We start from the raw sequence: 13,170 nt of genomic DNA, 5'->3' as shown, positions 1-13,170 counted from the left end.
GGAGAATGATAAATTTGTTTTTTATCTATGATATAATTAAAATAAGATTTCTAAAATGGATTAAAAATATTTCCATGAAGCAATTAATAATCAGTGCTATAATATTTGTTCTTGCTTTGGTATTTGTTATAATAGCCCTGAATATATCAAAACAAAATGATGAAATATCCGGTTTTATTTCTGAAGAAAAAATGCAGGCTGATTATGAATATTTTTGGGATTTTATTTATAACGGCTATCCTTTTACTGAAGTATGTGAACGCAAAGGTGTAGATTTAAAAAAAATACAACAGGCAGGATATAAATATTTGTCTGATCCTATGATGCAATACGGATACTACTTTTTTTATAAAGACTTATGCAGAAAAATTACAGGGAATAGATATCTGGGGCATCTTTATCCTTCCGATTATTTTGATTATAAGAAAATTTTTAAATGGAATACGCTTCACTTGATTAAGCCGCATGATTTGATAGATGACTTTTATTTTTATGTACATCAAGCAGAAGTTATTAGCGATAAAAATATAGGTAATTTTAAAAATAGAACGTCTCCATTAATAGGAACACGTGTATATTCAAAGCCGTTTATACAGATTATCGAGAAGGACCATATTGCATATATAGAAATCAGATCTTTTCTGACAACGGAACTAGCAGAAAAGCAAGAATATCTAAAAGCTTTAGAAGACTTTTTTATTGAAACGGCAAATTATAAGCATATAATAATAGATATACAAAATAACGGAGGCGGATATATTGAAAATTATGAAGCAATAATATCTCCGCATATAAAAAAAGATATGAATATAGTTTCTTACGGCCTTTATAGCGAAAATAAATATACGGATACTTATTTGGATATGTTTTTTAAAAATTATAAAGCAGAAAAAATCAATCGGAAAGAAGTTTCTTATATAGAAAATTGCGGCACTGTAAAAAATGATAAGGCCTATAGATTGGAGGAGATAATTGCAGCTCGTCCTATTATGGGATATGAACCCTGTGAAGATAAAAAATTTTGGCTTCTTGTAGACAGCGGCGTATATTCGGAAGCCGATCGGTTTACTTATGTGTGCAAAGCAACAGATTTTGCTACTGTTGTCGGAACGAATACGGGCGGAGCCGGAGCAAACGGTAAATCTCCTGCTTACATTGTTCTTCCCAACAGCGGTTTATTAATAAATTTTGATTTTATGTACGGCTTAAATGAAGACGGCCGTTGTACAGATGAGTTCGGTACTGCTCCGGATATCTATAATCTTCCCGGCAAAAGTGCTCTTGGAACCTGTTTGGAAACTATAAAAAAATTAGGGGAGAGGACAAACTTTTGATGGAGCAAAAGTTTTTCTTCTCCCTTAATATAGCGGTATGGATTATCATTAAGACAAACCTGCGGTTTATTTTTGGGGTCAAGCTTAACCGCGAAAAAGTCGTCTTATTGCATAATAATTAAAATTTTAGTATACTTTGCTGTTGATTTTATGCGGCAAAGGACCAAGATATATGCAAGATGTTCAAGCTAAAAAAACGATTCCTTTTTTTACTCCTTCCTTTTCTGATGAAGAAGAACAAGCCCTAATGAGGGTGCTCCGTTCAGGATGGCTTACTACGGGAAAGGAAACCCTTGAGTTTGAAAAAGAATTTGCAGCCTTTACCGGAAGTAAGGCCGCTCTTGCAGTCAACTCGGCTTCAAACGGACTTATGCTTGCAATGGATGCCTGCGGTATAAAGAGCGGAACTAAAATCTTGACAAGTCCTTATACCTTTATTTCGACGGCAACCTCAGCTCTGCACTTAGGCGGTGATGTGGTTTATGCCGATATAGAAAAAGATTCTTACAGTATAGACCCTGAAAAAATTGAAGATATATTAAAAAAAGATAAGAGTGTTAAAGCTATTGTTCCTATTCATATTGCGGGAAATGTTTGCAATATGAGGGCTATAAATGATCTTGCAAAAAAATATTCCGTTGCCGTGATAGAAGATGCAGCTCATGCTTTTCCTTCAAAGACTAACGAAGGCTATGCCGGGACTCTCGGTACCTGCGGCGTTTTTTCTTTTTATGCAACAAAGACAATTACGGCCGGCGAGGGCGGAATGATTTGTACCAACGATGAAAAAATTGCAGAGCGTATAAGGCTCATGCGTTCTCACGGTATAAACCGCACCATATGGGACAGATACACCGATACAAAGGCCTCATGGAAGTACGATGTTACGGCTGAGGGCTGGAAGTGTAACCTGCCGGATATTCTTTCTGCAATAGGAAGGGCTCAGCTTAAAAAGGCTCAAAGTTTTTTTGAACAGCGTAAAAAAATTGCCGAAAAATATAATGCTGCATTTGCAGGGAACGATTCTTTTATTCTTCCACCCGATGGAGAAGGCAATGCGTGGCATCTTTATATTTTAAGGTTGAACCTTGACGCTTTAAAAATAGGCAGAGAGGAGTTCGGTCAAGCCTTACAAGAAAGGGGGTTGGGGATTTCGGTGCACTTTATACCTCATTTTGAAATGTCTTATATAAAAGAAAGATACGGTTTAGATAGTTCCGATTTTCCGGAATCGAATAAAAAATATTTGCAAAGTTTAAGTTTGCCCTTCTATCCTTCTATGAGTGAAGAAGATTCCGATTATGTTATTGAAACAATAATTAAACTTGCAAAATTAAATAGGCGTTAATTTTATGGATAAAATTTTTGTTTCCGATTTGGAATTTGAAAATCAAGAATGGGCTTGTCTTATACGCTCTTCCGATGCAAATGGTAAAATTTTAGAGATAGAAATTCCCGATTTACCTGAAGGTTTTTCTTTTTTTTCTGCAAAGGATATTGCGGGAAAAAATTCAATCAGCTTTTTAAAAACTGAAATGCCTGTTTTTGCCGATGAAAAAATAGATTATGCAGGACAGGCTGTTGGAATTTTAACCGGCCCAGATAAAAAAAAGCTGTTTGAGCTTTCAAATCTTTTTCAAATCAAAACTCAGGGCCTTTCACGTCCCAAAGCCCAATTTACATTTGAGGAAGAAGAAAAAAATTATTTTGATTATCCTATAGTTTCTAGGGAAAGTTTAAGTTCGGGAAATGCGGAAGAAATTTTTGAAAAAAGTTCACAAGTGGTTTATTCTACTTTTTCTTTTAAACAAAGATATCACTATCATGCTGAAACTGCCTGCGTCAAAACAAATTGGGTTGATGACAGACTCGAAGTGCATCTTGCAACTCAATGGCCTTATCAGGTTTTAACTTCAGTTTGTAATGTTTTAAATTTGCCTAAAGAAAAAGTAAACATAATTTCACATGCAGAAGCAGAATCTCTCGATGGAAGAATTTGGTTTCCTGCTTTACTTGCTGCACAAGTTTCCGTAGCATCCTTTTTAACAAAGAAAAATATAGTGATTGAATTTTCACGTCAAGAAGATTTTCTATACACGGCGAAGACTCCTGTCGTTATGATTCAGCATAAAACTTCCGTTTCCGAATTGGGAAAAATTACAGCTATGGATGTTTCGATAATTGTGGATGCCGGTTCATTCAACCCTTTTATAACACAAATGCTTAAGCAGATGGTTGTAACTGCGGCCGGTATTTATCATGTACCTGTTTATATGATTAGTGCCGTTGCAATAAAAACCGAAAAAGGTTTGACGGGATTATTTTCAGGCTGGGGAGATTCTTATGTAATAGCTGCATTGGAAAAGCATATTACCGAGATAGTAAATCAGCTTGATTTATGCCCGATTCAATTTAGGCTGCAAAATAATTTAAAGATGGGACAAAAAACAATTACCGGAATCAAAAAAGAAGAAAATTTTGTTTTTGAAAATATTTTAAAAGCTGTTTGCAATACAAGCGATTTTTATAGAAAATTTTATGCCTATAGATTGATGAATAAAAGCCGCAAGAACCGTTATGACGGAAACTGGAGGGGTATTGGGATTGCCGTCGGTTGTCAATACAACGGTTTACACATTCTTGTAAAATCGGGAATGAGTTATAGTGCAGAAATAACTTTGACAAAAGACGATAAGGTATTGGTTAAGGCTGAACCTACATCAGATGGTTTAAAGCGTATTTTAAAAAAACAAATTGCAAAAGAGCTTGAAGTTGAAGATAATCAGATTGTTTTTTTAGGAGCTTCAACCGATGATATGAGTCCTACCGGAGCTGCAACTGCTTCGTGCGGTATAAGCATCCTGCCTGACCTTATTGCAAAATGCTGTACGGGAATAAAGAATCAAAGGTTTCGAAAACCCCTCCCTATTACCGTAAGCAGAACCTACAAGCTATCCCGCTCTAAAGATTGGGATAACGAAACATTAACAGGACATCCTTTTATTTCCGAAACTCCCGGTGCCTGTGTTATAGAACTTGAACTTGATCCGAGTACCTATCAAATTAATGTAAGAGGTATTTGGTTTGCTTGTGATCCGGGAAAAATATATTCTAAAAAAATGGTTCATAGAAATATTCATAAGACAATTGCAAATGCCGTTTCAAATATTTCTGTAGAAAATATTCGGGAAAATAATTTGCTTCCCTCCAACTATAAAATCATTACGACGGGAGAGATTCCTCCTATACGGGATTTCATTTTGGATAGCGAATTAAAAACCCGCGGACTTGGCGATTTGGCAGAAAGTCTTGTGCCTGCGGCATATATCTCTGCACTAAACCAAATTATGATCAATCATAAGCGGATAGATTTTTTACCTGTTTTTACTGAAGATATTTTTAATGCCGTTACAACAAGTGAGGCTGTAGATGAAGATTAGTTTTAATTTAAATAAAACAGCAGTTCAAATTGATGCTCCTGCAAATGAAAGGCTTTTATCTGTGTTGAGAAGGGAGTTTAATCTTTTAAGTTTAAAAGGCTCATGCTTAAGCGGACAATGCGGTTCTTGTACTGTTTTAATGAACGATAAGCCGGTGCCTGCATGTTTTATTCCTGTTTTTAATGTTGAAGGAAAAAATATAATAACCTTGGAATATTTTAAAACAACCGAAGAGTATAAAATAATTGCAGCAGGCTTTGATCAAGCCGGTGTTGAAATGTGCGGCTTTTGCGATGCTGGAAAGATATTTTTTACATATGCAATTTTAAATTCAAATATAGATATTGAGGCTCCTGATGCCGAAGAGATTGTAAGAAAATATTATTCGAGTACAATGTGCCGGTGTACAAGCTTTGAAGATTTATTTTCGGCTATTCAAAAAATAGGCAAAAATCAACGGAGAAAATAGCACTTATGACTGAATTAACAAAAAATAGTATTGTTTATCGCGTTCATCATATGCAGGAAATGCAGACCATTTTAAAAAATATTTCAAATATAAAACCTATTGCAGGTGCAACAGGTTTTTTAAACCATCAGACTGACGAAATCCTCGATTTACCTGAGCATATTTTGGATTTAAATTTTTTACCCGAATTAAAAGTTATTTCAAAAACAGAACGCTACTTTGAATTCGGGGCTGCCGTAACATTAAATGAAATCTTGGATCTAGGTAAAAAAAATATTCCTCCGGCCTTGTATTACTCTATAGAAAAAATTGCAAATAATGCCATACGCTCTCTTGCAACTATAGGAGGAAACATCGCAACGGCAAATCCTCTTGCCGGAACTTTTTTACCTATGCTTGCTCTTGATGCAAAATTGGAAATCAGAACTGCTGAAGATATTGAATGGGTTCCTTTTGCAAGATACATTGATAAGAGTTATACCGAAAAAAGACAAGAAAAATATATTATAAGCCGAATTAGAATTCCCAACGAAACATGGACAAAGAGTTTTTATACAAGACTCGGAACTCCGGGATATACAGGAAGCGATACGGCTTCATTTTTGTTTTTAATTCTCATTCAAAAAAATATATTATCCGATATGAGACTGTTTTTTGCATCGGATAAACTTATAAGGAATAAGGAATTCGATAACTTGCTGTTGGGAAAAGATCTTCCTCTTTCTCAATCTGAGGTTCCGGTAATTATCCAAAAAGCAAAACAAATTTTTACTCCCGAGCAATTTTCTTCGGAGTTTCATCATTCTTGTTTTTATAATTTGCTTGAAGATACTTTGTACAAGTTGACATAAACATTTGTTAAATATTATCCAAGGTATACTGCTCTATTTTATTTCCGGATTTGCAAGCTATTTCGTATAAGCACATATCCATAACAAGGTTTTGAAGCCCCGTACCTAAGGATCTCAGTTCTAAATCCGTTTCCGATAAAAGAGCAATTATTTTTACGCATTGAGTTTCATTCCAAAGTTTTGCAGCTCTTCTGTATTGAGCCAGTGCTGTTTTCCCTGAAAAGCCGAAACGCTTTAAAGCAAAATCATCCAAGTATTCGTTATCCCGATGTATTTTGTGCCAGTCTTGTAAGCGCCTAAAACAATAGCTTAATCCTGCAATAATCTGAACCGGAGAAGAATTTTTTGAAAGTATTATCTTTTGATTTATGGACAAGGCTGTTTCAAGACTTCCCATTGTTAGAGCATTAAAAAGACTGAAAGGCGTTTCTTCTTTATTGTGTGCAAAAAGCTTTTCAATATCTTCCTGCATAAGATGAGCACCTTTTTGAAAGTATAGCACCAAATGAGAGCAGGCTGTTTTTAAAGCATCAGTATTGTTCTCGACTAATTCCAAAAGCTCATCTACAGCTTCATCTTCAATTTCAATGCCTTCTCTAAAAAGAAAAGATCTTATCCATTCTTGTTTTTTGTTTTCAAAAAGTTCCCAAAATATTTTTTGTTGAGTTTTAGGAACTGTATCGCTTATTTTTTTTGCAACTGATGTTTCATCGGAAATCAAAATTAAAAAAGAATCGTTTGAGTTTTCTTTTTTTGAAACTGATTGAATCCAGTCTGTAAGAAGGTCTATGTCTTCTTTCTTTTTAATAAGTTCTGCCGATTTTAATATAAGGAGTTTTGCCGAAGAAAAAAGAGATGCGTTTTGCAGGAGAGATATAATATCTCCCATTCCGGTATCGCCTGCATAGACGGTATGAGTTTCAATATCACCGCATTGCTTTGAAATAGTTTTTAATACTGTGTCGACAGCTGCGTTTCTTTCCCCTATTTCGGGTCCCATAAAAAGCCAAACAGGATTTGCCAATTTTTTTCTCCCTAAAAAATCATATTTACAAAAACAGTATACAATAAATGAAAGGCTTTGTCAGCAGCTCTATTCGATAATTTCAGTGAAGGCGAGAGCTATTGCCTTTGCTACAGCAACTGAAGCCGATCTATGAGCTTCACCTTCGGTAAAGCCTGCACCTCTTTTTCTTATGTTTTTTTTATAAAGGGTTTCTTTTGTGCCGGAATTTTTTATTTCTATTGATGCCTTAAGCCTTACCAAGAATCCTTCGTCTATTTTTGAGACCTCATCATTTTCTATTATTGCATGAATAAAAAAATCGGCTGATGAGGATTCTTCTTTTGTCGATATGGTTTTAAAATTCATCTCCTCCAAAATATTTGATAATTTTTCTTCAGCGGCTGCAGTTTTACTATAGGGCTCTTCGATAAAAACCGAAACTGTTCCTTTTTTTTCGGTTTCATTTTTTATTTTATTTTCTGTTTTTTTAAATTCAAAATTTATTACCTGCTTAAAAATAATTTGCTGAAGCTCCTTAATATCTTCTTTGTATTCATCAAAATATTTTGAGCCGAATATTTGTTTGATTTCGGAAATATCCAATTCGATTCTTATACGGCTTGCGGTATCGATTTTTTCGTCATGTAAAATAAAATTTGCAACTCCGTTTTTATCCGTTTCGATTCTTTCAATTATTATCGAGCTGTTATTTTTTACCTTTGACTTGTAACTTACTAATAAGGGAACGGCTTCTTCATCGATTCCTATATTAATGGGTATTAAAAAAATCATTTGATGGATTTTCAAGAGCATCTTTTTGCAAATTAAGTTTGATTTTTTTTAAGCTTTCTTTTGTTTTGGAAATATTATTTTTGAATTTTATTTCATGGTTTTCTATTTTTAAGCTCAATGCTGCATGGGCAGTCTTAGCATAATAAAGGGCAGCAGAGTAATATTTTCGGCTCGCAAAAAAATCATCAGCTTTTTTTTCGGGTTCACTTACCGATAATATTTTTTCTTCTGCAAGTTTTATTAAACGGTTTCTTTCTTTGCGGAGCTCTTGTTTATCGTATGCGGCCAAAAGATAAACGGTAACGGTTTCCGTATTTTTTTGAGTATAAAGGTTTTTGATTTTTAATTTTTTTATATTAGCAGCAGAAGACTGCGAGATTTCAGATTTTAAGATCTTTTCAATATTTCCGGCCGAGCCTACGGCTGTTGCTGTAGTTTCGGTTTTTATTGATACGCCTAAGTAGCGTATGATTTCATTTATAAGATTATTTTTTGCATCTATTTCTGCAAGTGTAAAATTTGTATTTGTTCCTGAAGCTGTAAAGTATTCGTAATTTTCATCTCCTTCAGGAACCTTTTCTATCCAAGCCGGAATCTGTTCGTGATTTGTATTTTTATAAGTTGCACAAGAGAATAACGTCAAAATTAAGGTAATTAAAAATATTTTTTTTATTAACTGTGTTTTTTTATGCATATTTTTGTGATAGATAATTTTTAGGCGATAAGCGGAAGAAAGAAAAATTTCTTTCTTCCGTAATTTTAAAAGATTTATAGGCCTTCTGAAAGAGCTTCTTTTACTCTTGCTCTTACAACCTTCTCTTCTTCTGTCTTGGGTTTATCCTCATCAGCTCCGTTGATTGCGTTCTGAATGAGTTTATCCAAGTTTTTTTTGGAGATGCTGTATAATACGACATATGTAAAATCGTCTCCGGTAGGTTTTCCGTCTGCATCAAAATATCTCATCTGAACCCAATAATCGGTTTCTTTTTTAAAGCCTGAAAGTTTTGTAGAAGTTACGGTTTTAACGATATCCTCAAGATAGCCTTCAATCTTATCCTTATCACCGGCAGCAGCTGCAGCAGCCTTGCTTTCTACCCTTACCTTAACCATTCTGGCCATTTCTGAAGCAACCGAAAAATCTCTTGTCCATAATTCGGCTCCCTCCAAGCTTTTTGATCTGGGTGAATCAAACTTAAAAAGATAAACATCCTTTCCCTTATAGTCATCGGTTTTTTCGATAACGCTCGGCTCTTCTGCGACCCAACCGGGGATAGGCTTATCCCATTTAAGATTTTTGTGGTCGAGCATCTCAGGTTTTTTTACCTTACTCGAAATTGTTCCAAGAGGTTTTAATTTGTTTGCACAGCCGGTTAGAGCTATAACTGCAAATACTGCAAGGAACATAAATTTAATTGCTTTTTTCATATCTTGCCTCCTAAAATAATGCAAATATATTTTTAAAATCAGGCGTAATCTACGCCTAATTTAAAAGCCCGATTTAAATGTTAAGGTCTTACCCCTTAGCATTACCAGTTTTATATTTTCAAAACCCGAAACAGAATCTGCCGTATCATATATGACGGCTTCAAGATCATCGACTGTTCCGAAAAATGAAACGGCATATTTTGTTTGTGCCGGGGATTGATATAATGTTTTTATATTGTTTAAGTTTTCGCTTAAAGCTTTTCTAAAGCGGGACATACTCTTACTGTCAGGCGTTTCATTTATGATAATTTCATATCTTATACCGCGTGAGTATGCTTTGGCCAAAAGGATTTTCGCTTGGTCTATAGCCATGGGGAGAGCTTTGTTTACTGCCGATTGGATTGCATTAGATTGGGCATCATAGCTGCTTACGCGGCTGAAAGTTTTTTGGCTTGTGTACGGAACGGCCCCCAGCAACTCACCTGTAGAAGGATTAAATATTTTTAAGGTGATTTTTGCCGAACCGTAATAGCCGTTTGGTTCATAACCGCCCTCTGTTACAGCATCAATTTCCATATAGACATCTGCATTCAGCTTTTGGGCGATCAACTGAATGGCCGACATTCCTTCATTGCTGCTTTCCTGATATATAATAGCCTGATCTTTTTTTAGTTTTTCAACCTCTTTGGAATCTACTGCCCTGTATCCCTGTTTTAAAAGAAAGGCGTTTGAAGTTTCTACAGCTGCCTTAAGCAAAAATCTGTCGGCATCCGATTCTTCAGAATCAAAAACCATATAGGTCATGTTTTGTATGTAATTATTTAAAAACTGAAGATTTTTTTTGCCTTCTGCCGAAGCCTGAGCTTCTTTTAAAATAAGTTCTGCATCCTTAGTTTTTTGTGAGGCATTCAGACTGTCTTCAGTTTGTCTGTCTCCAAAAACTATGTCATCCATTTTTGTATTTCTTGAATGGCCTTGAGCAAAAATACCTGATGAAGAAAGAGCTGCCGCAACCTCATTCATTTTTACGGGAATAGTAATTTTAACTATATATGTATCTCCGTTTTTTGATTTTTGTAAAACATCCATTTTTTCGTTTACTACATATTCATTAGGATATTCCGTATTGTAAATCTTTTCTTTTATTAGCTCATAATTATATTTTTCCGATTCGGCACCTATTATATCGATAACTCCCTTACGGATAGCGCCAATTTTTGCCTTATTTATTGCCTGCAAAAAAGAAACATCTTCTCCCATTGAGGTGTATTCTCTTGTTTCGCCATACGATGTTAATGCATCTTCAAGACTAACACACGAAAAAAAGAAAAAAGATGCCGATAAAAACAAAAAAAGTAATGTTTTTTTCATTATAAATCTCCTAAAGTTATAATTTAATTGTGAAGCCGATCCCTGCGGTAAATCTTAAGACTCCTTTTACTCCATCAAAAAAAGTTGTTCCAAGTTTTACGCCAATGTCGCCTCCTATTTTAAAATTCTTTGTTATAAGAAAGCTTGTATGCACAAAGGCTTTAAATCCTGCTCCTTCCGGAATCGGAATAGTCTTTTTTAGTCCTGATACAATCATTGTATAATAAAATTCAATGGTAGGCAAGATTTGTAAGCGGTTAATGTATGTGTTTCCTATTTCTGCGCCTCCAAATATTGTTAAGGGTGCTCCCAAAGCAAGAATTTTAGGGCTCCTAGAATCAAATGTGATTTCGGCCCCAAAGCATGGTCTAAATCGGTAAAATCCTCTTGTTCCTGAAACATGAAGACCGAAGGTTGCTCCTGTATCATATAGTCCTTTTTCAATAGAAAAAACACCGATTTCGCCTAAGGCATAAGCTCTGTATTCAAAGGGCCCGTGAGGTACCTCCTTGATAGAATCTCCTAAATTTAACGTTTTTTTAGAATAAAGTATTAAGCCTTCCGAAAAATCGTTTTCAGTTTTGGTAACAACAATTAAGCCTGTTTCTTTTTTCCCATCTTCGTTTAAAACAACATACTCATCTCCAAGTTTCACACCCATTTTTTTTCCAAGCTCGAAATTAACGGTGTTTTTTTCGGTTTTGATTATGCCCGTTTTTATGGTAAAGGCCTTATTTTTTCTTAGCTCAAGATCAAGTTGATTCGATAAGGCTGCAAGCGCTGAAGTGCAAGCCTTGTCATAGGAGCTCTCTGTCGAAATTATTTCTATATCAAATTGTTCGTTTATGTCTTCCTTTAAAGAATATACATTGAATTGCAAATTAAGTTTTACCCTATATCCTTCTATTTCTCCAAAAAGTATATGATTAAATGTTCCTTGTTGAATTGAATAATCTTTGATTATAGGGGTTACTACATAATAGGAATTGACCGTTTTTTTCCAATCCTCTTTTGTAAAGGCTTCAAGGCCCATCAAAACAGCTTCAGGAAGAGGAGTGTCGCTTTCCCGTGCTTGTTTTATAATTTCGTTAAAAGTGTCTACATCCTTTGAAGCTAATCTGTATTCTAAGCCTATTATATTAAACCTTTCAATGTTAAAAAAAACATTCATAATCGAATCATCAATCATATCGATTAACTCGTTTGGAATATACCAACCGTAATAGGAGGTTGTAAATACGGCTATATCCTTTTTTTCGCTTACTTTTTGTGCGTAAAAATGACTTGAGAAAAAAAATATTATAAAAACAGCCAAAATAAGTTTTTTTTGCATTTTATCGGAATTCTTTGCCTTTCTCCTAGGCTTATGAGCAGTATATACCATTTATTAGGTGTTTTCAAGTAAAGCGGTTGTTTCTTTCTGTTCAAATACGGCTCTGATGCGTAAGCCGTGATAGTTTATATGTACATCTTGATTAAAATAAAAAAAACTGATATAGTTATACTGAAATATTTAGGAGGACTTTATGTCAGAAAAATATGATTTGGTTATAATTGGAGGCGGTCCCGGCGGTATGGCCGCAGGAATTTATGCAGCCCGTTCAAAGTTAAAGACGGTTATTCTTGAAGAAAAACCCAATCAAGGCGGACAGTGCTATATCACTGAAGAAATCGAAAACTATCCCGGTTTCCCTGAATCTTCAGGACCTGCTCTGACCGAGGCCTTTCAAAAACATGCAGAGAAATTCGGTGTTGAATTCAAAAGAGCAAGGGCCGAAAAAATCGAACTTGTTCCCAATTCACCTACAAGAATCGTTCATGGAAGCGACGGCGTAAAGTATGAATGCTTGGCTGTTGTTGTTGCAACCGGTGCAAGTGCCAGAGAGCTCGGATGTAAGGGTGAAAAAAGAACACTGGGGCAAGGGTGTTTCATACTGTGCAACATGTGACGGTGCATTCTTTGAAGAATGCGAAATCGTAGTTATCGGCGGCGGCGACTCTGCTGTTGAAGAAGCTATGTACCTTACAAAGTTTGCCGACAAGGTAACTATCGTTCACCGAAGAGATGAGCTTAGAGCTGCAAAATCCATTCAGGACAAAGCCTTTGCCAATCCCAAGATGGCCTTTAAGTGGAATGCTGTTGTTGAAGAAGTTTGCGGGGAAGGTCTTGTAGACAGCGTTATCTTAAAAGATACGAAAACAGGTGAAACCTCCAAATTCGATACTGAAGGCGTATTCGTATTTATCGGACACAATCCTCAGACAGCCTTTATTCAAGGTTTGGTAGACCTCGATGAAAATGGTTATATTCTTACAAACGGAAAGATGGAAACAAACGTTCCCGGTATTTACGGTGTAGGCGACGTTATTCAAAAAGAATCACGCCAGGTTGTTACAGCCGCAGCCGACGGTGCTCTTGCCGGTATCTGGGCAGGCCACTATATCGATGATATCAAAGCCAAAATGGCTATGAACAAATAAG

The 13,170-nt window shown here is 35.5% G+C and carries 9 protein-coding genes and 2 pseudogenes; 6 read left to right on the top strand and 5 right to left on the bottom strand.

Going from position 1 to position 13,170, the window contains the following annotated elements; genetic code table 11:
• Positions 1 to 5 precede the first annotated feature (5 nt).
• The 5 genes from E4O00_RS10710 to E4O00_RS10690 all read left to right on the top strand — a co-directional run bounded on the left by E4O00_RS10710 (position 6) and on the right by E4O00_RS10690 (position 6,094).
• The gene (locus tag E4O00_RS10710; protein WP_253677355.1) at positions 6 to 1,334 is read left to right on the top strand and encodes a S41 family peptidase; all 1,329 of its coding nucleotides are present in this window, start codon (positions 6 to 8) and stop codon (positions 1,332 to 1,334) included.
• Between the two features lie 172 nt (positions 1,335 to 1,506).
• Positions 1,507 to 2,682 (top strand): DegT/DnrJ/EryC1/StrS family aminotransferase, encoded by a 1,176-nt coding sequence (locus tag E4O00_RS10705; protein ID WP_253677354.1) that lies wholly within the window; start codon positions 1,507 to 1,509, stop codon positions 2,680 to 2,682.
• Between the two features lie 4 nt (positions 2,683 to 2,686).
• Entirely contained in the window at positions 2,687 to 4,774 is a 2,088-nt protein-coding gene (locus tag E4O00_RS10700) for a xanthine dehydrogenase family protein molybdopterin-binding subunit (RefSeq protein ID WP_253677353.1), read from the top strand.
• On the top strand, positions 4,764 to 5,243 hold the full coding sequence (locus tag E4O00_RS10695) for a (2Fe-2S)-binding protein (protein WP_253677352.1): 480 nt from the start codon (positions 4,764 to 4,766) through the stop codon (positions 5,241 to 5,243). Before E4O00_RS10700 ends, E4O00_RS10695 begins: the two co-directional genes overlap by 11 nt.
• A 5-nt stretch (positions 5,244 to 5,248) precedes the next feature.
• Complete coding sequence (locus tag E4O00_RS10690; RefSeq protein ID WP_253677351.1) at positions 5,249 to 6,094, top strand: FAD binding domain-containing protein; 846 nt, start codon at positions 5,249 to 5,251, stop codon at positions 6,092 to 6,094.
• 7 nt (positions 6,095 to 6,101) lie between these two features.
• Here E4O00_RS10690 and holA read toward each other — a convergent pair whose 3' ends face one another.
• From holA to E4O00_RS10665, 5 genes and pseudogenes are all read right to left on the bottom strand, one after another.
• The gene (gene holA, locus E4O00_RS10685) at positions 6,102 to 7,118 is read right to left on the bottom strand and encodes a DNA polymerase III subunit delta (RefSeq protein WP_253677350.1); all 1,017 of its coding nucleotides are present in this window, start codon (positions 7,116 to 7,118) and stop codon (positions 6,102 to 6,104) included.
• Between the two features lie 69 nt (positions 7,119 to 7,187).
• Positions 7,188 to 8,586 (bottom strand): annotated as a pseudogene (locus E4O00_RS10680) (hypothetical protein).
• Between the two features lie 74 nt (positions 8,587 to 8,660).
• A complete protein-coding gene (locus E4O00_RS10675) occupies positions 8,661 to 9,317 on the bottom strand; it encodes a hypothetical protein (protein WP_253677349.1) in 657 nt (218 codons plus the stop codon).
• A gap of 60 nt (positions 9,318 to 9,377) precedes the next feature.
• Entirely contained in the window at positions 9,378 to 10,688 is a 1,311-nt protein-coding gene (locus E4O00_RS10670; protein ID WP_253677348.1) for a hypothetical protein, read from the bottom strand.
• 16 nt (positions 10,689 to 10,704) lie between these two features.
• On the bottom strand, positions 10,705 to 12,021 hold the full coding sequence (locus E4O00_RS10665; protein WP_253677347.1) for a hypothetical protein: 1,317 nt from the start codon (positions 12,019 to 12,021) through the stop codon (positions 10,705 to 10,707).
• A 193-nt stretch (positions 12,022 to 12,214) separates the two neighbouring features.
• On the opposite strand from E4O00_RS10665, the pseudogene trxB reads away from it, so the two are divergent.
• A pseudogene (trxB, locus tag E4O00_RS14315) lies at positions 12,215 to 13,169 on the top strand (thioredoxin-disulfide reductase).
• Position 13,170: the final 1 nt, after the last annotated feature.

The organism is Treponema sp. OMZ 788, from assembly GCF_024181245.1.
Lineage (GTDB): Bacteria > Spirochaetota > Spirochaetia > Treponematales > Treponemataceae > Treponema_B.
This window is presented reverse-complemented; position numbering and strand designations above follow the sequence as displayed.